This is a genomic window from Pseudomonas sp. LF-5, assembly GCF_037626295.1.
In the GTDB taxonomy this organism is placed as follows: Bacteria; Pseudomonadota; Gammaproteobacteria; order Pseudomonadales; family Pseudomonadaceae; genus Aquipseudomonas; species Aquipseudomonas monsensis.
Genome location: NZ_JARKMT010000003.1, coordinates 134,024 through 156,342 on the forward strand (window position 1 = coordinate 134,024; position 22,319 = coordinate 156,342).

A 22,319-nucleotide genomic window follows, 5' to 3' on the forward strand; every position below is an offset into this window, starting at 1 on the left:
ATCGTGATGGAAACCCGCAAGCCAAACCGCCTGCCGTTCCATCGCCTGGCGGTTTTTCCGGTGTTGATGGCTCAGTTTGTCGTTTTGCTGATTGCCGCTTTGGCGCTCTGGCAATGGCATGGAGTCGTTGCCGGATACTCGGGACTTTGCGGAGGCCTGATAGCCTTGCTGCCCAATGTTTATTTCGCTCACAGGGCATTTCGGTTTTCCGGCGCCCGAGCAGCCCAGTCCATCGTCCGGTCTTTTTATGCCGGCGAGGCAGGCAAACTGATTTTGACGGCAGTGCTCTTTGCACTGGTGTTTGCAGGTGTGAAGCCATTGGCGCCGATCGCAGTATTCGGCGCGTTCGTGCTGACTCAGTCGGTCAGCTGGTTCGCTCCCCTGCTGATGAGAACAAGACTTTCGAGACCTTAGGGCGTTTGAGGCAACCATGGCAGAAACAACCGCTTCGGGCTATATCCAGCACCACTTGCAGAACCTGACCTTCGGTCAGCTACCTAACGGCGGCTGGGGCTTTGCCCATACCGCAGCAGAAGCCAAGGAAATGGGCTTCTGGGCTTTCCACGTCGATACCCTCGGCTGGTCGGTCGCGTTGGGTCTGATCTTCGTTCTTCTTTTCCGCATGGCGGCAAAGAAAGCGACTTCGGGTCAGCCAGGTGCTTTGCAGAACTTCGTTGAAGTATTGGTCGAATTCGTCGATGGCAGCGTGAAAGACAGCTTCCATGGCCGTAGCCCAGTGATCGCACCGCTGGCACTGACCATCTTCGTCTGGGTGTTCCTGATGAACGCCGTCGACCTGGTACCGGTCGACTGGATTCCTCAGCTGGCCATCCTGATCTCCGGCGACCACCACATCCCGTTCCGCGCCGTGTCGACCACCGACCCGAACGCGACCCTGGGCATGGCCTTCTCGGTTTTCGCCCTGATCATTTTCTACAGCATCAAGGTCAAGGGCCTCGGCGGCTTCATCGGCGAGCTGACCCTGCACCCGTTCGGTAGCAAGAACATCTTCGTTCAGGCTCTGCTGATCCCGGTGAACTTCCTGCTGGAATTCGTGACCCTGATCGCCAAGCCGATCTCTCTGGCTCTGCGTCTGTTCGGCAACATGTATGCCGGCGAGCTGGTGTTCATTCTGATCGCTGTGATGTTCGGCAGCGGCCTGCTCTGGCTGAGCGGCCTGGGCGTTGTTCTGCAGTGGGCGTGGGCGGTGTTCCACATCCTGATCATCACGCTGCAGGCGTTCATCTTCATGATGCTGACCATCGTCTACCTGTCGATGGCGCACGAAGAAAACCATTAAGACCAGTCTCGACTAGTCTGATGTCCTTCCCGGTCAAACGGGAAGGGGCTCTTCACAGGGCACCTGAAACGATTTGTTTTACCGCTTTAATCTAAAAAACCTAAACCATACGACGTAAAAGTCGGGAGGAAAGATGGAAACTGTAGTTGGTCTAACCGCTATCGCTGTTGCACTGTTGATCGGCCTGGGCGCACTGGGTACCGCAATTGGTTTCGGCCTGCTGGGCGGCAAGTTCCTGGAAGGCGCAGCGCGTCAGCCAGAAATGGTTCCAATGCTGCAAGTTAAAATGTTCATCGTTGCCGGTCTGCTCGACGCCGTAACCATGATCGGTGTTGGTATCGCTCTGTTCTTCACCTTTGCGAACCCGTTCGTTGGTCAAATCGCTGGCTAATCATTCGGATTTTCCGAGTGATTTGGTGTGATGGACAACGTAACTGCGAGGTGTTGGCGTGAACATTAATGCGACCCTGATTGGCCAGTCCGTTGCGTTCCTGATTTTTGTACTGTTCTGCATGAAGTTCGTATGGCCTCCGGTCATCGCAGCTCTGCACGAACGTCAAAAGAAGATCGCTGATGGTCTGGACGCTGCCAGCCGTGCAGCTCGCGACCTGGAGTTGGCCCAAGAAAAAGCGGGTCAGCAACTGCGCGAAGCGAAAGCTCAGGCAGCTGAAATCATCGAGCAAGCCAAGAAACGCGGTAACCAGATTGTCGAAGAGGCCGTTGAAAAGGCCCGTGTCGACGCTGACCGTGTGAAGGTTCAGGCTCAAGCCGAGATCGAACAGGAACTGAACAGTGTCAAAGACAAGCTGCGCGCCCAAGTGGGCTTGCTGGCTGTCGGCGGCGCCGAGAAGATCCTGGGTGCCACAATCGATCAAAACGCGCACGCAGAGCTGGTTAACCAACTGGCTGCTGAAATCTAAGCGAGGGCGATCATGGCAGAACTGACCACGTTGGCCCGACCTTACGCTAAGGCGGCCTTCGAGCACGCTCAGGCCCACCAGCAACTGGCCAATTGGTCAGCCATGCTCGGCCTGGCTGCAGCGGTGTCGCAAGACGACACCATGCAGCGCGTGCTCAAGGCCCCGCGACTGACGAGCGCAGAAAAGGCCGCCACGTTTATTGACGTGTGCGGCGACAAGTTTGATGCCAAGGCACAGAACTTCATCAATGTCGTTGCCGAAAACGACCGTCTCCCGCTTCTGCCGGAGATTGCCGCTCTTTTCGACCTGTACAAGGCCGAACAAGAGAAGTCGGTAGACGTTGAAGTGACCAGTGCTTTTGCATTGAACCAAGAACAGCAAGACAAACTCGCCAAGGTTCTCAGTGCACGACTCAACCGGGAAGTGCGCCTGCAAGTTGCGGAGGATGCTGCCCTTATAGGTGGTGTCGTTATCCGCGCCGGCGACCTGGTTATCGATGGCTCGATTCGCGGCAAAATCGCGAAACTTGCCGAAGCATTGAAATCTTGAGTTTGAAGGGGCAGCAGAGCAATGCAGCAACTCAATCCTTCCGAAATAAGTGAAATTATCAAGGGCCGCATCGACAAGCTCGATGTGACCTCCCAAGCCCGTAACGAAGGCACTGTCGTCAGCGTATCTGACGGTATCGTGCGGATTCACGGTCTGGCCGACGTCATGTACGGCGAGATGATCGAGTTTCCGGGCGGCGTCTACGGTATGGCCCTCAACCTGGAGCAAGACTCCGTAGGTGCCGTTGTACTGGGCGCTTACCAGTCTCTGGCTGAAGGCATGAGCGCCAAGTGCACCGGCCGCATCCTCGAAGTTCCGGTTGGTAAGGAACTGCTGGGTCGCGTAGTCGACGCACTGGGTAACCCTGTTGACGGCAAAGGTCCACTGGGCAACACCTTGACCGACGCGGTCGAGAAAGTTGCTCCGGGCGTGATCTGGCGTAAGTCGGTAGACCAGCCTGTACAGACTGGCTACAAGGCTGTCGATGCCATGATCCCTGTCGGCCGTGGCCAGCGTGAGCTGATCATCGGTGACCGTCAGATCGGTAAAACCGCTCTGGCGATCGACGCGATCATCAACCAGAAAGACAGCGGCATTTTCTGCGTCTACGTAGCCATCGGTCAGAAACAATCGACCATCGCCAACGTGGTTCGCAAGCTGGAAGAAAACGGCGCCCTGGCCAACACGATCATCGTGGCTGCCAGTGCTTCGGAATCTCCTGCGCTGCAATTCCTGGCACCGTACTCCGGTTGCACCATGGGTGAATTCTTCCGCGACCGCGGTGAAGACGCGCTGATCGTTTATGACGATCTGTCCAAGCAAGCAGTGGCTTACCGCCAGATTTCCCTGCTGCTGCGCCGTCCACCAGGCCGTGAAGCTTACCCAGGCGACGTGTTCTATCTCCACTCCCGTCTGCTGGAGCGCGCATCCCGCGTTTCGGAAGAATACGTAGAGAAGTTCACCAACGGCGCAGTGACCGGCAAAACCGGTTCCCTGACCGCACTGCCGATCATCGAAACCCAGGCTGGCGACGTTTCCGCGTTCGTTCCGACCAACGTGATTTCCATCACCGACGGTCAGATCTTCCTGGAATCGGCCATGTTCAACTCGGGCATCCGCCCTGCAGTGAACGCCGGTGTTTCGGTATCCCGTGTGGGTGGTGCCGCTCAGACCAAGATCATCAAGAAGCTGTCCGGTGGTATCCGTACCGCTCTGGCTCAGTACCGTGAACTGGCGGCATTCGCCCAGTTCGCTTCTGACCTGGACGAAGCGACCCGCAAGCAACTTGAGCATGGTCAGCGCGTTACCGAGCTGATGAAGCAGAAGCAATACGCACCAATGTCGATCGCTGACATGGCGCTGTCGCTGTATGCCGCTGAGCGTGGGTTCCTGACTGACGTTGAAATCGCCAAGATCGGCAGCTTCGAACAAGCGCTGATTGCTTTCTTCAACCGCGATCACGCCGATTTGATGGCGAAGATCAACGTTAAAGGTGACTTCAATGACGAAATCGACGCTGGCATGAAAGCCGGTATCGAGAAGTTCAAGGCCACCCAAACCTGGTAAGCCGCAGCGGGAGCCGCGAGGCTCCCGCTTGCTAACCTGATAGGTGTTACATGGCAGGCGCAAAAGAGATTCGCAGTAAGATTGCGAGCATCAAAAGCACGCAAAAGATTACCAGCGCCATGGAAAAAGTGGCGGTCAGCAAAATGCGCAAGGCACAAATGCGCATGGCTGCTAGCCGTCCTTATGCGGAACGTATCCGCCAGGTAATTGGGCATCTGGCCAACGCCAACCCGGAATACCGCCACCCGTTCATGATCGACCGCGCCATCAAGCGTGTCGGTTATGTCGTTGTGAGCAGTGACCGTGGTTTGTGCGGCGGCTTGAACACCAACCTGTTCAAGGCCCTGGTCAAGGACATGGCGGTAAACCGCGAAAACGGCGTCGAGATTGATCTGTGTGTCGTTGGTAGCAAGGGTGCGGCCTTTTTCCGCAACTTCGGCGGTAACGTCGTTGCAGCTATCAGCCACCTGGGTGAAGAGCCGTCGATCAATGATCTGATCGGCAGCGTCAAGGTGATGCTGGATGCCTACCTGGACGGCCGTATTGACCGCCTGTCCGTGGTATCCAACAAGTTCATCAACACCATGACGCAGCAGCCTACCGTGGAGCAGTTGATTCCACTGGTGGCTACCCCGGATCAGGATCTCAAGCACCACTGGGACTATCTCTACGAACCGGATGCCAAAGAGCTGCTTGACGGCTTGATGGTCCGCTACGTTGAGTCGCAGGTCTACCAGGCGGTGGTCGAGAACAACGCGGCTGAACAAGCTGCGCGGATGATCGCGATGAAGAACGCTACCGACAACGCCGGTGATTTGATCAGCGATTTGCAGCTGATCTACAACAAGGCGCGTCAGGCTGCGATCACCCAAGAGATCTCGGAAATCGTCGGCGGCGCTGCCGCGGTTTAACGGTTCAAATATTCAGAGGATCCAGCTATGAGTAGCGGACGTATCGTTCAAATCATCGGCGCCGTTATCGACGTGGAATTTCCACGCGACAGCGTACCGAGCATCTACAACGCGCTGACTGTACAAAGCGCGGCCGCAACCACCCTGGAAGTTCAGCAGCAGCTGGGCGACGGCGTGGTTCGCACCATTGCGATGGGTTCCACCGAGGGCTTGAAGCGCGGTCTGGAAGTTACCGACTCTGGCGCAGCCATCTCCGTACCGGTCGGTAAAGCGACCCTGGGCCGGATCATGGACGTCCTCGGCAACCCGATCGACGAAGCTGGCCCGATCGACACCGAAGAGCGCTGGGGCATTCACCGCGCAGCACCTTCGTTCGCTGAGCAAGCAGGCGGCAACGACCTGCTGGAAACCGGCATCAAGGTTATCGACCTGGTTTGCCCGTTCGCCAAAGGCGGTAAAGTCGGTCTGTTCGGTGGTGCCGGTGTAGGCAAAACCGTAAACATGATGGAACTGATCCGTAACATCGCCATCGAGCACAGCGGTTATTCCGTGTTCGCCGGTGTGGGTGAGCGTACTCGTGAGGGTAACGACTTCTACCACGAGATGAAGGACTCCAACGTTCTGGACAAAGTGGCACTGGTTTACGGTCAGATGAACGAGCCGCCGGGAAACCGTCTGCGCGTAGCTCTGACCGGCCTGACCATGGCCGAGAAGTTCCGTGACGAAGGTAACGACGTTCTGCTGTTCGTCGACAACATCTATCGTTACACCCTGGCCGGTACCGAAGTATCCGCACTGCTGGGCCGTATGCCTTCGGCAGTAGGTTACCAGCCGACCCTGGCTGAAGAGATGGGCGTTCTGCAAGAACGTATCACTTCGACCAAGGAAGGTTCGATCACCTCGATCCAAGCGGTATACGTACCTGCGGACGACTTGACCGACCCGTCGCCAGCGACCACCTTCGCCCACTTGGACGCCACCGTCGTTCTGTCCCGTGACATCGCTTCCCTGGGTATCTACCCAGCGGTAGATCCACTGGATTCGACTTCGCGCCAGCTGGACCCGAACGTAATCGGCCAGGACCACTACGACACCGCTCGCGGCGTTCAGTACGTTCTGCAACGTTACAAAGAGCTGAAGGACATCATCGCGATCCTGGGTATGGACGAGCTGTCGGAAGCCGACAAGCAGTTGGTAAACCGTGCTCGTAAGATCCAGCGCTTCTTGTCGCAGCCGTTCTTCGTGGCTGAAGTCTTCACCGGTGCATCGGGTAAATACGTTTCCCTGAAAGACACCATTGCTGGCTTCAAAGGCATCCTCAACGGTGACTACGACCACCTGCCAGAACAAGCGTTCTACATGGTTGGCGGCATCGAAGAAGCGATCGAGAAAGCCAAGAAACTGTAATCCCGGCGCCCGGCAACGGGCGCTAATTTAGGTTGAGGCAATCAGATGGCTATGACAGTCCATTGCGATATCGTCAGCGCGGAAGGGGAAATCTTTTCCGGCCTGGTCGAGATGGTGATTGCGCACGGTGCACTGGGTGATCTTGGTATCGCTCTGGGTCACGCGCCGCTGATCACTAATCTGAAGCCAGGTCCGATCCGCCTGATCAAGCAAGGCGGGGAAGCCGAGGTGTTCTACATCTCCGGTGGTTTCCTCGAGGTTCAGCCGAACATGGTCAAGGTGCTTGCCGATACCGTGCAACGTGCCGCCGACCTGGATGAAGCTCAGGCTCAAGCAGCTCTCAAGGCTGCCGAGGCTGCTCTGCACGAGAAGAGCGCAGATTTCGATTACGGAGCTGCGTCCGCACGTCTGGCCGAGGCTGCAGCTCAGCTGCGCACCGTCCAGCAGATCCGCAAGAAGTTTGGCGGTTAATCCGTCAGCCGCTTGTTGTGCGATTGATAAAAAAGGGTAGCCTCGGCTACCCTTTTTTCTTTTCCGAATTCCCAGAACCCGGTCGCAGTTGCTGACCACCCAGGATTGGTAGCCAGTCATGTCTCTCGAAATCGTTATCCTCGCGGCCGGTCAAGGCACCCGCATGCGTTCGGCGCTGCCGAAGGTGCTGCACCCGATTGCCGGCAACTCCATGCTGGGGCATGTTATCCACAGCGCCCGGCAACTCGATCCACAGCGCATCCATGTGGTCATCGGCCATGGTGCCGATGTGGTCCGTGAGCGTCTGGCCGCCGACGATCTGAATTTTGTCCTGCAGGACAAGCAACTGGGTACCGGTCATGCCACCGCGCAGGCGGTGCCGTTCATCAGCGCGGATACCGTGCTGATTCTGTACGGCGACGTGCCGCTGATCGAAGTCGAAACCCTGCAGCGTCTGCTCAAGCACGTCGTGCCTGGACAGATGGGCTTGCTCACCGTCGAACTGGATGACCCGACCGGTTACGGCCGTATCGTGCGGGACGCCGACGGCAAGGTGGCGGCCATCGTTGAGCACAAGGATGCCAGCGAAGCGCAGCGCGCGATCACTGAAGGCAACACCGGCATCCTCGCCGTGCCGGCCAACCGTCTGGCCGACTGGATGAGTCGACTGTCGAACAACAATGCCCAAGGCGAGTATTACCTGACCGACGTGATCGAAATGGCGGTCAGCGATGGTCTGGTCGTGGCCACCGAACAACCGCACGACCCGATGGAAGTGCAGGGCGCCAACGACCGCAGGCAACTGGCCGAGCTGGAGCGTCATTACCAGTTGCGCGCTGGCCGTCGGTTGATGGCCCAAGGCGTGACGCTGCGCGACCCGGCGCGCTTTGATGTGCGTGGCGAAGTGACCGTTGGTCGCGACGTGCTGATCGACATCAACGTGATCCTCGAAGGCAACGTTGTCATCGAAGACGATGTGGTGATCGGCCCGAACTGCGTGATCAAGGACAGCACCCTGCGCAAAGGCGTGGTGATCAAGGCCAATAGTCATATCGAAGGTGCTGTTATGGGCGAGGGCAGTGATGCCGGACCGTTTGCACGTCTGCGTCCAGGCACTGTGCTCGAAGCGCGCGCGCATGTGGGTAACTTTGTCGAACTGAAAAATGCCCACATGGGCGAGGGCGCCAAGGCCGGTCACCTGACCTATCTGGGTGATGCCGACATCGGTGCACGCACCAACATCGGCGCCGGCACCATCACCTGCAATTACGACGGCGCCAACAAGTGGAAAACCGTGTTGGGTGCCGATGTGTTCATCGGCTCCAATAACTCGTTGGTCGCGCCTGTGGATATCTCTGATGGTGCAACCACTGCTGCCGGTTCGACGATTACCCAAAATGTGGATAACGCGCAGTTGGCCGTCGGTCGTGCTCGCCAGAGGAACATCGACGGCTGGAAGCGGCCGGAGAAGATCAAGAAAAGCTGAGTTATACACAGGCCGTTCGAGTGCCATCGCGGGCAAGCCCGCTCCCACAGGATTCGTGTTGAAGGACAGATCTTCAAACACAGCGAATCCAGGTGGGAGCTGGCTTGCCCGCAATGCTTTTATCCACAGAATATTTATTGAGTGCCTGCTTGACGATTCAGGGCCGATAGGTTTTGATTGCTTCCGTTATCTTTCGAATCGAAACTTATATCGCCATGTCGAAACGCAACACGCCCCAGCGCCGTCACAACATCCTCGCCTTGCTCAACGAGCAGGGCGAAGTCAGTGTGGACGAATTGGCCAAGCGCTTCGAAACCTCAGAAGTTACGATTCGCAAGGATCTGGCCGCACTGGAGAGCCACGGCTTGTTGCTTCGTCGTTACGGCGGGGCGATCACCATGCCGCAAGAGCTGGTGGCAGAAACTGCCCAGAGCGTTTCCAAATACAAACAGGCGATTGCCCGGGCGGCGGTCAAGCGCATTCGCGAACACGCACGCATCATCATCGACAGCGGCAGTACCACCGCCGCGATGATCCCCGAACTCGGTCAGCAGCCGGGTCTGGTGGTCATGACCAATTCCCTCCACGTTGCCAACGCCCTGAGTGAACTCGAGCACGAGCCGGTGCTGTTGATGACCGGCGGCACCTGGGATCCGCATTCGGAGTCCTTTCAGGGCCAGGTCGCCGAGCAGGTACTACGCTCTTACGACTTCGACCAGTTGTTCATCGGCGCCGACGGTATTGATCTGGTACGCGGCACGACGACCTTCAATGAACTGCTGGGGCTGAGCCGGGTAATGGCGGAAGTGGCGCGGGAAGTCATCGTGATGGTCGAGGCCGACAAGATCGGCCGCAAGATCCCCAATCTGGAGCTGCCCTGGAGCAGCGTCCATACCCTAATTACCGATGATCGCCTGCCTATCGATGCACGCGATCAGATTCAGGCCCGCGGTATCACCGTGATTTGCGCGGCTGTCAGTCAGGAGAAATAAGCATGTGTGGAATTGTCGGCGCAGTTGCTGAACGTAATATCACCGCCATCCTGCTCGAAGGTCTCAAGCGCCTCGAATACCGCGGCTATGACAGCGCCGGTGTGGCGGTGTACACCAATGACGCAAGCCTTGAGCGGATGCGCCGTCCGGGCAAAGTCAGCGAGCTTGAAACCGCACTGGCCGAGCACCCGCTGGTCGGTCGCCTCGGCATCGCCCACACCCGCTGGGCCACCCACGGTGCGCCCTGCGAACGTAACGCTCACCCACATTTCTCCGGCGATATCGCGGTGGTGCACAACGGCATCATCGAGAACCATGAAGCCCTGCGTGAACAACTCAAAGCGCTGGGTTATGTATTCACCTCGGACACTGACACCGAAGTCATCGCGCATTTGCTCAGCCACAAACTCAAGGATCAACCGGACCTGACCGTCGCGCTCAAAGCCACGGTCAAGGAACTGCACGGCGCTTATGGTCTGGCGGTGATCAATGCACAACAACCGGATCGTCTGGTCGCTGCGCGCAGTGGCAGCCCGTTGGTGATCGGCCTGGGGCTGGGTGAGAACTTCCTCGCCTCCGATCAACTGGCGCTGCGTCAGGTCACCGACCGTTTCATGTACCTGGAAGAAGGCGATATCGCCGAAATTCGCCGCGATAACGTGCAGATCTGGGATGTAAACGGTACTGCCGTCGAGCGCCAGACCGTGCAGTACAGCGACGGTGCCGAGGCCGCCGACAAGGGTGAGTTCCGCCACTACATGCTCAAGGAAATCCACGAGCAACCGACGGTGGTCCAGCGCACGCTCGAAGGTCGCCTGAGCCATGATCAAGTGCTGGTACAGGCCTTTGGCCCGCAAGCCGCCGAGCTGTTCGCCAAAGTGCGCAACGTGCAGATTGTGGCCTGCGGCACCAGCTACCACGCCGGTATGGTTGCCCGTTACTGGCTCGAAGAACTGGCCGGGATTCCGTGCCAGGTCGAAGTTGCCAGCGAATTCCGTTACCGCAAAGTGGTGGTGCAGCCGAACACCCTGTTCGTCACTATCTCGCAGTCCGGCGAAACCGCCGACACCCTGGCTGCGCTGCGTAATGCCAAGGAGCTGGGGTTCCTCGCCAGCCTGGCGATCTGCAACGTCGGCATCAGTTCGCTGGTGCGTGAATCCGACCTGACTCTGCTGACCCAGGCCGGCCGCGAAATCGGCGTGGCCTCGACCAAAGCCTTCACCACGCAACTGGTCGGTCTGTTGCTGCTGACCCTGTCGCTGGGTCAGGTGCGCGGCACCCTGGCCAAGGGCGTTGAAGCCCGTCTGGTGGAAGAACTGCGTCGCCTGCCAACCCGCCTGGGTGAAGCACTGGCGATGGACAGCACGGTGGAAAAAATCGCCGAACTGTTCGCCGAGAAGAACCACACCCTGTTCCTCGGCCGTGGCGCGCAATTCCCGGTGGCGATGGAAGGTGCGCTGAAACTCAAGGAAATCTCCTACATTCACGCCGAAGCCTATCCGGCCGGTGAACTGAAACACGGCCCGCTGGCGCTGGTGGATAACGACATGCCGGTGGTCACCGTGGCGCCGAACAACGAACTGCTGGAGAAGCTCAAATCCAACCTGCAGGAAGTCCGTGCCCGTGGCGGCGAACTGATCGTGTTCGCCGACGAGAAGGCCGGGATGACCAACGGCGAAGGCACCCACGTGGTGCAGATGCCGCACATCCACGACATCCTTTCGCCGATTCTCTACACCATCCCGCTGCAATTGCTGTCGTACTACGTCGCCGTGCTCAAAGGGACGGACGTCGACCAGCCGCGTAACCTGGCGAAGTCGGTGACCGTGGAATAAGTTATCCACAGTTGAGATAGCGGATATCTGCAATAAATAAAGGTTGTCACGGTTGCTTCCCCACCGGGGAAGCGACCACAACCTCCAATAGGACAGGGAGTGGAATCACCCTGATGTACTCGATATGGAGCGTTACGCATTGGTGGTGACTGGTGCTGACCGTGACGACGAACGTGCTCAGCTCTACACGGAGATTCAGGCGACTATCGCCCAACAGGTGCAGGCTCGCGAGCAAGTGCGTCAGGAAGCTCGGCAACAGGTAAAAGTGTGAGCACGCTTTAGCCAGGGCGGATGCTGCTCGATTTGCCGAGCAGCAAGCCTAATCCCCTATTTTGCTGAATGGGATGATCTCTATGGGCGGAGTCACCCCACAGAGTGGTTTGCGCCAGTAACCCACGCTATGCCATTGGCCGTGCTTGAACCCTACCTCAGGGTAAGTGCCAATGTGGGTAAACCCGAGCGCCTCATGGATACCGATGCTCCCCGCGTTGGGCAAGGCGATACCGGCATAGGCGGCATGAAACCCCTGTTTCTCCAGGACTGGTAGAAGCTGCTGATAAAGCGCACGGCCAACCCCTTTTCGGTGCACAGTCGGGTCGACATACACGGTGACATCCACCGACCAACGATAGGCTTCTCTCGCTCGATGCTGGCTTGCGTAAGCGTATCCAACGACGTTGCCTTCCACCTCGGCTACCAGAAAGGGATACGTAGGCAGTGTTGCGGCAATTCGTGCTGCCATCTCTTCTGCAGTTGGTGGCGTCAGCTCAAACGAGATGACGGTATCCAAAACCATCGGTGCATAGATAGCCTGGATGGCAGAGGCATCAGCGGGTGTAGCAACCCTCACTTTATAATTCATGTCTTTCCTTGCTGCCCCTGTAAAGAAGCGTGATTGGAGGGCTGCCCTGTCCGTCAGGGTGTCGCGTCAGGTCCGCGTACTTCGCTTCGAAGAGAGGAGCGTTAAATGCTTCGTCGTTTCGCCAAAGCCACGGAACAACGCTACGGTCTGAAAGACCTTAGCCGTGACAAGTATTTACCAAGCAAATGCTGCTGACGCTGCGGTAAGCAGCTGCCGCCTCCGCTGATTTTCAACGATTCTTCCCCGGTTCCGTTTCCGAGTGAAATAACCAATCTGCGGTTCTCGTGGAAATCGCAGAAGGGTAGTGCGCGCGTCTCCTGATACATTCGCTTTACCGCATATTCGAATTACCATATATTCGATTTCCCATATGCGTGAGGTGTGGCCATGAGCACCCCCATCAAAGTGCTTTTTATCTGCGTTGCTAACTCCGCTCGATCTCAGCTGGCTGAAGCACTGCTTAGACACAGCGACGCGCGTTTCGAAGCGTTCAGTGCAGGTACCGAACCGACTCACGTTGATCCTCGTACCATTGCCGAACTGGCTCACGTCGGAATTAACGCCCAAGGCCTGCGTAGCAAGTCCTTCGAAGAGTTTCGTGACGAGCATTTCGACTACGTGATCACCCTCTGCGACAAGTCTGCGCGTGAATGTCTGGCGATACCCAAGGCAGGTGAAGTGCTTGCCTGGGATTTTGAGGATCCAGCGAGCAGCTCCCACCCGGACGCCTTCAAACACGCCCTTCACGATATCCACGAACGCATCAAATTATTTGTATTGGTGAAAACCAAACACCTGGAGGCCTCATGAACGAGCCAATCACTCCTACCGTTTTGTTCAAAAGCCTGGCAGATGACACTCGAACCAAAATAACGCTACTCATCGCCCGCGAGGGAGAACTCTGTGTATGCGAACTGACCGCCGCTCTTGAGCAGAGCCAACCAAAAATATCTCGACATCTCGCACTGCTGAGATCCTCCGGGTTACTGGCGGATCGGCGCCAAGGCCAATGGGTTTACTACCGACTCCATCCCGAACTGCCGACATGGGTCACCGAAGTGCTTAAGGGTGTCGTTGATGCCAACCAGCAGTGGCTGGACACAGAAACCAAGCGGCTTTGTGGAATGAACGATCGTCCAGTCAATCAGACCGTGTGCGGCTGATCCAACCTTTCGAAACGAGCCGCTCGCATGCTAATCGCTCTACTTATTTTCATCGTCACCATCGTTCTGGTCATCTGGCAGCCCAAAGGGCTGGGTGTTGGCTGGAGTGCCTCATTGGGTGCCATGCTCGCGTTGCTGAGCGGGGTGGTCAGTCTCGGCGATATCCCGGTGGTATGGAATATCGTGTGGAACGCCACGGCGACGTTCATCGCTGTGATCATCATCAGCCTGCTGCTCGACGAGGCAGGTTTCTTCGAGTGGGCTGCGTTGCATGTCGCTCGCTGGGGAGGTGGCAGCAGCCGCAAGTTATTTGCCTTCATCATCTTGTTGGGCGCCGCAGTATCAGCGCTGTTCGCCAATGACGGTGCAGCGCTGATCCTTACTCCCATCGTGATCGCCATGTTGCTGGCCCTGCGCTTTTCCCCCGCAGCAACTCTGGCATTTGTGATGGCCGCAGGATTCATTGCCGACACCGCAAGTCTGCCGCTGGTGGTCTCCAACCTGGTGAATATCGTCTCGGCCGATTACTTCAACATTGGCTTCAGCGAGTACGCCGCAATCATGGTGCCGGTCAACCTGGTCAGCATCGCTGCAACGCTGGGGATGCTCTTGTGGTTCTTCCGCAAAGACTTGCCCAAGACTTATGACCTGGCACAACTGCATGCCCCTGAAGATGCGATCCGGGATCGTGCAACCTTCGTGGCTGGATGGTGGGTGCTGCTCGCGTTGCTGGTCGGCTTCTTCGTTGTCGAGCCACTGGGTATCCCCATCAGTGCCATCGCCGCCGCCTGCGCACTGGTGCTCTACGTCATCGCCGCCAAAGGTCACGCCATCAACACCAGCAAGGTGCTCAAGGGCGCCCCGTGGCAAGTTGTGATCTTCTCGCTGGGCATGTACCTGGTGGTGTATGGCTTGAAGAACGCCGGACTGACTGACCACATTGCTCAGTTGCTTAACGTCTTCGCTGGATATGGCATTTGGGGTGCATCGCTGGGTACAGGACTCCTGACCGCCTTACTTTCTTCGATCATGAACAACATGCCAACAGTACTCATCGGCGCGCTCTCGATCCATGCAACGGAAGCGACTGGCGTAGTTCATCAGGCCATGGTCTACGCGAACATCATTGGCTGCGATCTTGGTCCGAAAATCACACCTATCGGCAGCCTGGCCACACTGCTCTGGCTGCACGTGCTGGCTAAAAAAGACATCACCATCAGTTGGGGTTACTACTTCAAGACCGGTGTGGTGCTCACGCTTCCAATCCTCATTGCCACCCTGAGCGCCTTGGCTTTGCGCCTCAGCTTTTGATTCCAGGAGATCACGATGAAAGTCCTATTCATGTGCACCCACAATAGCTGCCGGAGCATCTTGTCCGAGGCGGTGTTCAATCACCTTGCTCCTGAAGGAATGGAAGCCGTCAGTTCCGGAAGCTTCCCAAGTGGCCGGGTAAACACGCGAGCGATTCAAACGCTCAAAGCAGCAGGTATCCCTACTGACGGCCTTAGCAGTAAAGCGTCAGACGCCTTTGAAGGATCGCCACCAGACATCGTGATTACCGTGTGCGATCGCGCTGCCGGTGAAGCCTGCCCGATCTTCTTCGGCCCGGCGCTCAAGGCTCATTGGGGGCTGGCAGATCCTTCCGAAGCTACGGGATCTGAAGCGCAAATCGAGGCGGCATTCCAGCAAACCCTGAGCAAAATCCAGGAGCGGGTAAACGCCTTCATTTCGTTGCCTATCGCTACGTTGAGCACAGAAGACCTTAAAACTGAGCTAGCCCGCATCGGCACGTTGTAGGCCATGTGTGGCTGGAGCCAGGAGTCACTATGAAAGACCATTTTCCAAACATCGAAGCAGATCTCATCGACATCCCAAGCATGGAGCGACTCACTCCTCGTGAGCCGTCCACGCATAAACCGCGCATCCTTCTGATCTACGGGTCGACCCGCGAGCGTTCGTTCAGCCGGTTGGTAACCCAAGAAGCCGCGCGTTTGCTGGAGCACTTCGGTGCGGAAACACGAATCTTCAACCCGTCAGGATTACCACTGCCTGATGATGCTCCGGATACCCACCCCAAAGTCGTGGAACTCCGCGAGCTAATGCAGTGGTCGGAAGGACAGGTGTGGTGTTCCCCAGAGCGTCATGGATCGATGAGCGCCGTCTTTAAAGCCCAGATCGACTGGGTGCCATTGGCGATGGGCGCGGTACGTCCGACCCAGGGTAAAACCTTGGCAGTCATGCAGGTTTGCGGCGGCTCTCAGTCTTTCAACGTGGTGAATCAATTGCGGGTACTGGGTCGCTGGATGCGCATGGTGACGATCCCCAATCAGTCTTCAGTGCCCAAAGCGTTTACCGAGTTCGACGAGAATGGACGGATGAAGCCTTCGTCCTACTACGATCGCCTGGTCGACGTGATGGAGGAACTGATGAAGTTCACCCTGCTAGTGCGTGACCGTCAGGATTACCTGGTAGACCGTTACTCGGAACGCAAAGAGTCGGCTGAAGAGCTGTCGAAACGAGTGAATCAGCGCTCCATCTAAGGATCTCATCATGTCTCACCCTTTCTCGATCCTGGCAATGCCAGACGGTGCGGGCTCTCTCATCTTTACCCCGTGTCCGGGCACTCAGGATGAGTCGCTCCAGCAAGCGCTCGGCACTCTGAAAAACGCGGGCGCCAGTGCCATCGTCAGTCTGATGTCCGACGCCGAACTCACTCACAACGGTGTTGGTGAGTTAGGTCAGGAAGTCCAGGCGGCAGGGCTCGCGTGGTACCAGCTACCGATTGAGGATGATGAGGCTCCCGATGCTGAATTTGAGACCCGCTGGCAGAAGGCTCTCCCAGCGTTGTCGAAGCTTCTGGACGCAAACCAGGCTATTGCGATTCATTGCAAAGGTGGGTCGGGACGTACTGGGTTGGTCGCCGCAAAACTCATGATCGACAGAGGAGTGCCGCGTACCCGAGCTGTTGAGTTGGTACAGCAACTGCGACCGCGAGCCATCCAAAAACCTTCGCACGTCTCTTACATCGAGCGACCTTGAAAGCCGTATGACCATTTGAGTTTTTTACGCCAGACGGCGTTGTCTGGAAAAATGGAGATGATCGAACCTCGGCTTTGGCTGGTTGGCTATGGCGATTGGACGGGCTTGGCTTCCGCGACGTTGATCGGGGTGACACGCACTGCGCGTAACGTCGTGAAGGAGGTTCATCGCTATCTCATTCAAGATCTCGTCTGAGGAGTGAGACGAGATCTTTAAACACTGAAGTTATCTACAGGACACCGAAGCCCTTAAACGAAATTCGGCGGAGGGATGAGTTCTTGCGATCAAACATTTCTACCCCTATGCATGTGGGGGCAAAAGATACCATCATAACTACCAAGGGCATTTTTATGCCGCCCCCCTTACTTTTCTGTGCCCGAACATTCGCTGTGACAACCTTTACCAATCGGTAGCTTGTCCGCGTTTTCCTGAAGAGGTCGAGAACTAAGGGGGTTTGTGACAACCTTTTTTATCTGAACACAGGAAAATTCGCAGCCTGCGACAGCTCCTACAAGGTATTGGCGTTCACCCTGTAGGTACTGCCGCAGGCTGTGATCGTTTGATTTTCAAGCGAGAGTCGACCCATGGATCGTTTCCAGGAAATGCACACCTTCGCCACCGTTGCGCAAGAGCAAGGCTTCTCGGCGGCGGCACGGCGTCTTGGACTGTCGGCCGCCAGCATCACGCGCGCAGTCGCGGCACTGGAACAACGGATCGGTACGCAATTGCTGGTTCGCACGACGCGCACAGTCCATCTCACTGAAGCCGGTCAGCGTTACCTGGAAGACTGCCGCAGGATTCTCGCCGAAGTGCAGGAGGCCGAGGATTCCGCCGCCGGCAGCCACGCCGAGCCCCGTGGGCAACTGACGGTGACGGCGCCGGTGTTGTTCGGCGAGTTGTTTGTCACACCAGTGATGGCCGGGTATCTGGCGCAGTATCCGGACGTTTCGATCAATGCTCTGTTGCTCGACCGGGTGGTGAACATGGTCGAGGAGGGGATTGATGTGGCGGTGCGCATCGGTGAGCTGCCGGACAGCAATCAGCATGCGATTCGGGTGGGTGAGGTGCGCCGGGTGGTGTGCGGCTCGCCGCAATTTCTCGCCGAACATGGCCGTCCCCGACATCCCCAGGCGCTGGCAGGTTTACCGGTGGTGGCGACGTCCGCCACTGGCCAGACGCGCAGTTGGCCGTTTCTTGAACGCGGCGAGTCGCTGGTTGTGCGTCCGGAGCCGCGTCTGGTGGTCACCGCCAATCAGGCCGCGATCGCCGCAGCATGTCTGGGGCTGGGGTTGACCCGGGTGCTGTCCTATCAAGTGGCGAGCAAGGTGGCCGCAGGTGAGCTGGAAATTGTCCTCGCCGAATTCGAATTGCCGCCATTACCGATCCACGTGGTCTACCAAGGCGGGCGCAAGGCCCCCGCGCGCATACGCAGTTTCGTCGACTTCGCGGTCAACGCCCTGCGCGAACACCCGGCACTATTGCGCCTGCTGAAATAATTGATTGCATTTGCTGGTTATTCTGTAGTTTTACCGATAGGTGGAAGATGACTCCCATCGGCGCTGTCATTCCCGCAACGGCGCCACTGTCCAGCGGAGTCGACCATGCAAGCGATCAAACTCTACAACTTCCCCCGTTCCGGCCACGCCCACCGGGTCGAATTGATGCTGTCCCTGTTGCAACTGCCTACCGAGCTGATCCTCGTCGATCTGGCGAAAGGTGAGCACAAACAGGCGCCCTACCTGGCCATCAACAGTTTCGGCCAGGTGCCGGCGATTGATGACAACGGCGTGGTACTGGCCGATTCCAACGCGATTCTGGTGTATCTGGCGCACAAGTACGGCAACGGCCGTTGGTTGCCCGCCGATCCGGTCGGTGCTGCACGGGTGCAGCGCTGGTTGTCGGTCGCGGCGGGCCCGATTGCGTTTGGCCCGGCGGCTGCACGGCTGATCACGGTATTCGGGGCGAAACTCAATGCCGACGAACTGATCGAGCGTTCGCACAATTTGCTCAAAGTGATGGACATCGAGCTGGGCAAGACGCCGTATCTGGCGGGCAGCGAGCCAACCATCGCCGACGTAGCGGCCTACAGCTACATCGCCCATGCACCGGAAGGCAATGTGTCGCTGGACGACTATGGCAACGTGCGCGCCTGGCTGGCCCGGATCGAAGCGTTGCCCGGTTTTGTCGGCATGCCGCGCACCGTTGCCGGACTGCAAACCGCAGTCTGATTTTCTTGATCCACACTGCGCGAGCAGCGCGCAAGGGAGGTCGTGATGGAACGTTCACCGTGGCACGCTGGCGAGCGGCAACTGCAAGAAAAGGTGGGTGTTGCCGAGCGTATGGAGGCGTTCGGACGCAAGGTGATTCGCACCTGGATGCCGGATCAGCACCGTGAGTTCTATCAGCAACTGCCTTTCATGCTGTTCGGCGCGGTCGATGCCGACGGTCGTCCCTGGGCCAGTGTGCTCGAAGGGGCGCCGGGATTTGCCCGCTCGCCTGATCCGCAGCACCTGAGGTTTTCCAGCCTGCCGGCTGCTGATGATCCGGCGCAACTGGCCGACGGCGAGCCTGTCGGCTTGCTCGGCATCGAACTGCATACCCGGCGGCGCAATCGCCTCAATGGGCATGTGGCCAATCTTGCGCCTGACGGATTCGAGTTGACGGTGGATCAGGCCTTTGGCAACTGTCCGCAATACATTCAGTTGCGCCAGTTTCAACGGGTGCCGCTGGCCGATCCGGCCTCGCGACCGGCCCGGCATCTGACGGCGCTGGATGACGCCGCGGTGGCGCTGATCGCCAGCGCCGACACGTTTTTCGTCGCCAGTTATGTGGATACCGACGGCCAGCGTGCGGTGGATGTTTCCCACCGTGGCGGCCAGCCCGGTTTCGTGCGGGTGGAGGGCAATCGCCTGACCATTCCCGATTTTGCCGGCAACCTGCACTTCAACACCTTGGGCAATCTGCTGCTCAATCCCAAGGCCGGTCTGTTGTTCATCGACTTTTCCACAGGCGATGTACTGCAACTGAGCGGACGCACCGAGATCATCCTTGAAGGCCCGCAGATCGAGGCCTTTCAAGGCGCGGAGCGGTTGTGGACATTTGAAGTGGAGAAACTGGTGCGGCGCCCGGCAGCCCTGGCTCTGCGCTGGCGCTTCGACGGGATGTCGCCCAACAGCCTGTTGACCGGCAACTGGGCCGAGGCGGATGCCCGTTTGCAGGCGCAGGCTCTGGGCAACCAATGGCGACCACTGCGGGTGGCGAAAATCGAAGCGGAAAGCCGCCACATTCGCTCCATCTATCTGGAGCCGACTGATGGTGCCGGTTTACCGGTATTTCTCGCCGGCCAGCATTTGCCACTGCGCTTTACCCTCGATGGCGAGGTGCATATCCGCACCTACAGCTTGTCGAGCGCGCCGTCGGACGGTTTCTACCGCATCAGCGTGAAGCGTGAAGGCCGGGTCTCGACCCATTTGCATGAACAGATTCGCGTCGGTGATGTGCTGGAGGCGCGCGCGCCGCAGGGGCATTTCACCGTGGCGCCGCTGGAACGCCGGCCCTTGGTGCTGTTGGCGGCGGGCGTCGGCATTACGCCGTTGCTGTCGATGCTGCGCGAGGTGGTTTATCAAGGCCTGCGTACCCGCAGGATTCGCCCGACGTGGTTATTGCAGAGTTCGCGCAGTCTCGCAGACCAGCCGTTTCGCAAGGAGCTGAATCAGTTGCTGGAGAAGGCGGGCGATGCGGTGCAGGTGATGCGTTTGCTCAGCCAGCCGGAAGACGATGCCGACCTGGGCGAGGATTTTGATCGGCACGGACGCATCGACGGTGCGTTACTGCGAAATCTGCTGGAGGTCGAGGACTACGATCAGATCGACTTCGTGCTGTGTGGCCCCGGCAGTTTTACTCAGGGCCTGTATGACAACCTGCGTGAACTGGATGTGCGCGATGCGCGGATTCATGCGGAAACTTTCGGCCCGTCGACGCTCGTACGCCAGCGGGACTCGGACGCGATCGTCATCGAGCAGCCGCCGGCGGCGACAACGTCAGTGCCGGTGGTCTTTGAGCGCTCGGCCAAAGAGGCGCGCTGGCAACCGGACGGCGGCAGCTTGCTGGAGCTGGCGGAAAGTCGCGGACTGCGCCCGGAGTTCAGTTGCCGGGGGGGCTCATGCGGTACCTGCAAGACCCGGCTGATCAGTGGCGCAGTGAATTATCCACAGCCGCCAGCGGAGATTCCGGAAGAGGGGCAGGTGCTGATTTGTTGTGCGGTGCCGGCGCAGAGTTCACAGCCGTTGGTGCTGGACCTGTGAAGCAGAATGGCGTCGGCGCGTGGCGACAGGTGTTGGCAATGGTCGTTCTCTGGTAGCACGCAACAGCCTGCGCCGCTGGATGGGGCGCAGGCTTGTTCATTCGTTCGCGCAGACGCGATGAAACGCTTTCACCTGTGGTGTGATGCCGACCCCGAGACGGCTGGGCGGAGCATTGGGTATTCAGGTTTCAGCGGCAGCGTGGCTGCCGACTCACTACCATCCGCCGCGATGGCGCTGCCGAGTGCTGCCGGTACCTTCAGCACACGGTGTGCACTGCGCTCGACCAATTGCTGACTGGCCTGGCGCCAATCGATCCAGCGCCAGTCGCGGACATCGCGGCTGGCAGGGAATTGGCCGCTGCGTTCAAAGGTAATGATCAGTTCTGTGAGGCTACGCGGATCACGCAGGTCAAAATAGGCCATGAAGTCGCCGCCAATCTCGCGGAATACCGGGATGTCACTGCCCATCGCCGGCAAGCCACGCTGCATGGCCTCCACCAGTGGCAAGCCAAATCCTTCGACAACCGAAGGGAATACCAGGGAGCTGGCATGAGCGTAGGCATGCTCCAGGCTGGTGTCGCTCAGGTTGTTGAACATGAACAGACGCTGGTTCAATTGCGGGTGGTTGCGAATACGGGCGAGCAACTCGTCGCACTTCCAGCCGACGTGCCCGGCGATGCACAGCCTGGCCTTGGAGCCGTTGGCCCAGGCGCGTTCGAAAGCGTTCAGCAGGTAAGCGTGGTTCTTGCGCGGCTCGAGGGTACTGACCATCAGGAAGAAGGGCTCGGCACTCTCGAATACCCGTTGCAACGCAGGATCGACGGCGGCGTCCGAACTGCGCAGGTCCAGCTCCGAACCCAAATGGAAATAGTCGAACCAGCGCTTTTCGCTCTGCTCGGTGCCGATCCGGCGCTGCAGTTCTTCACGCACTTCATCGCGTACGGTGGCGGAAATCGCCATGTAGCCGTCAGCCGTGCGGCAGATCCAGTCGAACCACTCACTGAACACCTGCGCCGGTCGTGATTCATAGAAATGCGGGTGCTTGAGCGGGATCAGGTCGTAAATCACCGCAATGAGGCCGACGCCTTCACGTTTGAGTTTTTCGACGTGGGGGAAGAAATCCGAATGCCAGGAGGAGTCGAGTAGCACCAATTGATCGTCCGGTTGGTGTTGCAACGGGGTGCAGCGCTTGAGCAACTGGAACCGGCTTATGCGCCGGAACACCCGCATCGGCACACTGAACGCGGCGAATGCAGTGGCACGATAGCCGACATACAGCAGCCGTCGCGCCAGCTTCGATGTGCATTGCACGTCGAGCCGTTGCTGCCATTGCCAGAAGCGATGGGCCAGCTGTTCCACACGATCGCCAAAGGTCGCCAGGGCGTTGAACACCGGCGTGTCCAGAGGGGCCAGGCGCGTGACCCGATACAGCTGACCATTGAGCAAGATCACCGGCATGCACTCGACACGCCCGACGCAACGCTGGTGATGCGCTTGACCCAGAGCGATCTGCAG

General features: G+C 58.3%; 24 protein-coding genes and 1 pseudogene. 23 read left to right on the forward strand and 2 right to left on the reverse strand.

Annotated elements, in window-relative coordinates; translation table 11 throughout:
* The first annotated feature begins 6 nt into the window (after nt 1-6).
* The 13 genes from PseuLF5_RS12625 to PseuLF5_RS12685 all read left to right on the forward strand — a co-directional run bounded on the left by PseuLF5_RS12625 (nt 7) and on the right by PseuLF5_RS12685 (nt 11,708).
* On the forward strand, nt 7-414 hold the full coding sequence (locus tag PseuLF5_RS12625) for a F0F1 ATP synthase subunit I (protein ID WP_123470093.1): 408 nt from the start codon (nt 7-9) through the stop codon (nt 412-414).
* Between the two features lie 16 nt (nt 415-430).
* Nucleotides 431-1,300, forward strand: coding sequence for a F0F1 ATP synthase subunit A (gene atpB / locus PseuLF5_RS12630; RefSeq protein WP_007954148.1), 870 nt, complete (start codon nt 431-433; stop codon nt 1,298-1,300).
* 133 nt (nt 1,301-1,433) lie between these two features.
* Complete coding sequence (gene atpE / locus PseuLF5_RS12635) at nt 1,434-1,691, forward strand: F0F1 ATP synthase subunit C (protein ID WP_003097235.1); 258 nt, start codon at nt 1,434-1,436, stop codon at nt 1,689-1,691.
* 58 nt (nt 1,692-1,749) lie between these two features.
* Complete coding sequence (locus PseuLF5_RS12640) at nt 1,750-2,220, forward strand: F0F1 ATP synthase subunit B (protein WP_007954149.1); 471 nt, start codon at nt 1,750-1,752, stop codon at nt 2,218-2,220.
* 12 nt (nt 2,221-2,232) lie between these two features.
* Nucleotides 2,233-2,769, forward strand: coding sequence for a F0F1 ATP synthase subunit delta (locus tag PseuLF5_RS12645; protein ID WP_007911956.1), 537 nt, complete (start codon nt 2,233-2,235; stop codon nt 2,767-2,769).
* 21 nt (nt 2,770-2,790) lie between these two features.
* Nucleotides 2,791-4,335 (forward strand): F0F1 ATP synthase subunit alpha, encoded by a 1,545-nt coding sequence (atpA, locus tag PseuLF5_RS12650; RefSeq protein WP_123470091.1) that lies wholly within the window; start codon nt 2,791-2,793, stop codon nt 4,333-4,335.
* Nucleotides 4,336-4,385: 50 nt separating this feature from the next.
* Nucleotides 4,386-5,246, forward strand: coding sequence for a F0F1 ATP synthase subunit gamma (gene atpG / locus PseuLF5_RS12655; protein WP_008084419.1), 861 nt, complete (start codon nt 4,386-4,388; stop codon nt 5,244-5,246).
* 27 nt (nt 5,247-5,273) lie between these two features.
* Nucleotides 5,274-6,653 (forward strand): F0F1 ATP synthase subunit beta, encoded by a 1,380-nt coding sequence (gene atpD / locus PseuLF5_RS12660; RefSeq protein WP_016772406.1) that lies wholly within the window; start codon nt 5,274-5,276, stop codon nt 6,651-6,653.
* 45 nt (nt 6,654-6,698) lie between these two features.
* Nucleotides 6,699-7,124, forward strand: coding sequence for a F0F1 ATP synthase subunit epsilon (locus PseuLF5_RS12665; RefSeq protein WP_007954164.1), 426 nt, complete (start codon nt 6,699-6,701; stop codon nt 7,122-7,124).
* A gap of 118 nt (nt 7,125-7,242) precedes the next feature.
* Nucleotides 7,243-8,610 carry a bifunctional UDP-N-acetylglucosamine diphosphorylase/glucosamine-1-phosphate N-acetyltransferase GlmU gene (gene glmU / locus PseuLF5_RS12670; RefSeq protein WP_336347613.1) on the forward strand — a complete coding sequence of 456 codons (1,368 nt, stop codon included), beginning with the start codon at nt 7,243-7,245 and terminating at the stop codon, nt 8,608-8,610.
* A gap of 215 nt (nt 8,611-8,825) precedes the next feature.
* On the forward strand, nt 8,826-9,602 hold the full coding sequence (locus PseuLF5_RS12675; RefSeq protein ID WP_064116539.1) for a DeoR/GlpR family DNA-binding transcription regulator: 777 nt from the start codon (nt 8,826-8,828) through the stop codon (nt 9,600-9,602).
* 2 nt (nt 9,603-9,604) lie between these two features.
* Entirely contained in the window at nt 9,605-11,437 is a 1,833-nt protein-coding gene (glmS, locus tag PseuLF5_RS12680) for a glutamine--fructose-6-phosphate transaminase (isomerizing) (protein WP_123470086.1), read from the forward strand.
* Nucleotides 11,438-11,561: 124 nt separating this feature from the next.
* Complete coding sequence (locus PseuLF5_RS12685) at nt 11,562-11,708, forward strand: hypothetical protein (RefSeq protein ID WP_340133673.1); 147 nt, start codon at nt 11,562-11,564, stop codon at nt 11,706-11,708.
* Nucleotides 11,709-11,756: 48 nt separating this feature from the next.
* Here the strand turns inward: PseuLF5_RS12685 and PseuLF5_RS12690 are convergent, their stop codons facing one another.
* The gene (locus PseuLF5_RS12690) at nt 11,757-12,299 is read right to left on the reverse strand and encodes an arsinothricin resistance N-acetyltransferase ArsN1 family B (RefSeq protein ID WP_340133675.1); all 543 of its coding nucleotides are present in this window, start codon (nt 12,297-12,299) and stop codon (nt 11,757-11,759) included.
* 387 nt (nt 12,300-12,686) lie between these two features.
* On the opposite strand from PseuLF5_RS12690, the gene PseuLF5_RS12695 reads away from it, so the two are divergent.
* The 10 genes and pseudogenes from PseuLF5_RS12695 to PseuLF5_RS12740 all read left to right on the forward strand — a co-directional run bounded on the left by PseuLF5_RS12695 (nt 12,687) and on the right by PseuLF5_RS12740 (nt 20,805).
* Nucleotides 12,687-13,109 carry an arsenate reductase ArsC gene (locus PseuLF5_RS12695; protein ID WP_340133676.1) on the forward strand — a complete coding sequence of 141 codons (423 nt, stop codon included), beginning with the start codon at nt 12,687-12,689 and terminating at the stop codon, nt 13,107-13,109.
* Complete coding sequence (locus PseuLF5_RS12700; protein ID WP_123470081.1) at nt 13,106-13,462, forward strand: metalloregulator ArsR/SmtB family transcription factor; 357 nt, start codon at nt 13,106-13,108, stop codon at nt 13,460-13,462. The genes PseuLF5_RS12695 and PseuLF5_RS12700 overlap by 4 nt, the downstream gene beginning before the upstream one ends.
* 27 nt (nt 13,463-13,489) lie before the next feature.
* Entirely contained in the window at nt 13,490-14,773 is a 1,284-nt protein-coding gene (locus PseuLF5_RS12705) for an arsenic transporter (RefSeq protein ID WP_222833992.1), read from the forward strand.
* Nucleotides 14,774-14,788: 15 nt separating this feature from the next.
* Complete coding sequence (locus PseuLF5_RS12710; protein ID WP_099456559.1) at nt 14,789-15,259, forward strand: arsenate reductase ArsC; 471 nt, start codon at nt 14,789-14,791, stop codon at nt 15,257-15,259.
* 29 nt (nt 15,260-15,288) lie between these two features.
* Nucleotides 15,289-16,002 carry an arsenical resistance protein ArsH gene (arsH, locus tag PseuLF5_RS12715; RefSeq protein ID WP_340133677.1) on the forward strand — a complete coding sequence of 238 codons (714 nt, stop codon included), beginning with the start codon at nt 15,289-15,291 and terminating at the stop codon, nt 16,000-16,002.
* 10 nt (nt 16,003-16,012) lie between these two features.
* Nucleotides 16,013-16,501, forward strand: coding sequence for a cyclin-dependent kinase inhibitor 3 family protein (locus PseuLF5_RS12720; protein WP_340133678.1), 489 nt, complete (start codon nt 16,013-16,015; stop codon nt 16,499-16,501).
* Between the two features lie 9 nt (nt 16,502-16,510).
* Nucleotides 16,511-16,696, forward strand: a pseudogene (locus tag PseuLF5_RS12725) (pyridine nucleotide-disulfide oxidoreductase); the annotation flags it as partial.
* Between the two features lie 389 nt (nt 16,697-17,085).
* Nucleotides 17,086-17,997: a LysR family transcriptional regulator gene (locus PseuLF5_RS12730; RefSeq protein WP_123470073.1), complete on the forward strand. Its 912-nt coding sequence runs from the start codon at nt 17,086-17,088 to the stop codon at nt 17,995-17,997.
* Between the two features lie 105 nt (nt 17,998-18,102).
* On the forward strand, nt 18,103-18,729 hold the full coding sequence (locus tag PseuLF5_RS12735) for a glutathione S-transferase family protein (RefSeq protein WP_222833995.1): 627 nt from the start codon (nt 18,103-18,105) through the stop codon (nt 18,727-18,729).
* A 45-nt stretch (nt 18,730-18,774) separates the two neighbouring features.
* Nucleotides 18,775-20,805 (forward strand): pyridoxamine 5'-phosphate oxidase family protein, encoded by a 2,031-nt coding sequence (locus PseuLF5_RS12740; protein WP_340133679.1) that lies wholly within the window; start codon nt 18,775-18,777, stop codon nt 20,803-20,805.
* A 128-nt stretch (nt 20,806-20,933) separates the two neighbouring features.
* Here the strand turns inward: PseuLF5_RS12740 and PseuLF5_RS12745 are convergent, their stop codons facing one another.
* Nucleotides 20,934-22,319: a glycosyltransferase family 4 protein gene (locus PseuLF5_RS12745; protein ID WP_340133853.1), complete on the reverse strand. Its 1,386-nt coding sequence runs from the start codon at nt 22,317-22,319 to the stop codon at nt 20,934-20,936.

Excerpts from the sequence above, each read along its gene's own strand:
- atpG (WP_008084419.1), top strand. The coding sequence starts at position 4,386 with ATGGCAGGCGCAAAAGAGATTCGCAGTAAGATTGCGAGCATCAAAAGC.
- PseuLF5_RS12675 (WP_064116539.1), top strand. The coding sequence starts at position 8,826 with ATGTCGAAACGCAACACGCCCCAGCGCCGTCACAACATCCTCGCCTTG.
- glmS (WP_123470086.1), top strand. The coding sequence starts at position 9,605 with ATGTGTGGAATTGTCGGCGCAGTTGCTGAACGTAATATCACCGCCATC.
- atpD (WP_016772406.1), top strand. The coding sequence starts at position 5,274 with ATGAGTAGCGGACGTATCGTTCAAATCATCGGCGCCGTTATCGACGTG.
- PseuLF5_RS12665 (WP_007954164.1), top strand. The coding sequence starts at position 6,699 with ATGGCTATGACAGTCCATTGCGATATCGTCAGCGCGGAAGGGGAAATC.
- PseuLF5_RS12735 (WP_222833995.1), top strand. The coding sequence starts at position 18,103 with ATGCAAGCGATCAAACTCTACAACTTCCCCCGTTCCGGCCACGCCCAC.
- PseuLF5_RS12705 (WP_222833992.1), top strand. The coding sequence starts at position 13,490 with ATGCTAATCGCTCTACTTATTTTCATCGTCACCATCGTTCTGGTCATC.
- PseuLF5_RS12685 (WP_340133673.1), top strand. The coding sequence starts at position 11,562 with ATGGAGCGTTACGCATTGGTGGTGACTGGTGCTGACCGTGACGACGAA.
- PseuLF5_RS12625 (WP_123470093.1), top strand. The coding sequence starts at position 7 with ATGGAAACCCGCAAGCCAAACCGCCTGCCGTTCCATCGCCTGGCGGTT.
- atpB (WP_007954148.1), top strand. The coding sequence starts at position 431 with ATGGCAGAAACAACCGCTTCGGGCTATATCCAGCACCACTTGCAGAAC.
- arsH (WP_340133677.1), top strand. The coding sequence starts at position 15,289 with ATGAAAGACCATTTTCCAAACATCGAAGCAGATCTCATCGACATCCCA.
- PseuLF5_RS12710 (WP_099456559.1), top strand. The coding sequence starts at position 14,789 with ATGAAAGTCCTATTCATGTGCACCCACAATAGCTGCCGGAGCATCTTG.
- PseuLF5_RS12700 (WP_123470081.1), top strand. The coding sequence starts at position 13,106 with ATGAACGAGCCAATCACTCCTACCGTTTTGTTCAAAAGCCTGGCAGAT.
- PseuLF5_RS12695 (WP_340133676.1), top strand. The coding sequence starts at position 12,687 with ATGAGCACCCCCATCAAAGTGCTTTTTATCTGCGTTGCTAACTCCGCT.
- atpE (WP_003097235.1), top strand. The coding sequence starts at position 1,434 with ATGGAAACTGTAGTTGGTCTAACCGCTATCGCTGTTGCACTGTTGATC.
- atpA (WP_123470091.1), top strand. The coding sequence starts at position 2,791 with ATGCAGCAACTCAATCCTTCCGAAATAAGTGAAATTATCAAGGGCCGC.
- PseuLF5_RS12690 (WP_340133675.1), bottom strand. The coding sequence starts at position 12,299 with ATGAATTATAAAGTGAGGGTTGCTACACCCGCTGATGCCTCTGCCATC.
- PseuLF5_RS12720 (WP_340133678.1), top strand. The coding sequence starts at position 16,013 with ATGTCTCACCCTTTCTCGATCCTGGCAATGCCAGACGGTGCGGGCTCT.
- PseuLF5_RS12645 (WP_007911956.1), top strand. The coding sequence starts at position 2,233 with ATGGCAGAACTGACCACGTTGGCCCGACCTTACGCTAAGGCGGCCTTC.
- glmU (WP_336347613.1), top strand. The coding sequence starts at position 7,243 with ATGTCTCTCGAAATCGTTATCCTCGCGGCCGGTCAAGGCACCCGCATG.
- PseuLF5_RS12740 (WP_340133679.1), top strand. The coding sequence starts at position 18,775 with ATGGAACGTTCACCGTGGCACGCTGGCGAGCGGCAACTGCAAGAAAAG.
- PseuLF5_RS12730 (WP_123470073.1), top strand. The coding sequence starts at position 17,086 with ATGGATCGTTTCCAGGAAATGCACACCTTCGCCACCGTTGCGCAAGAG.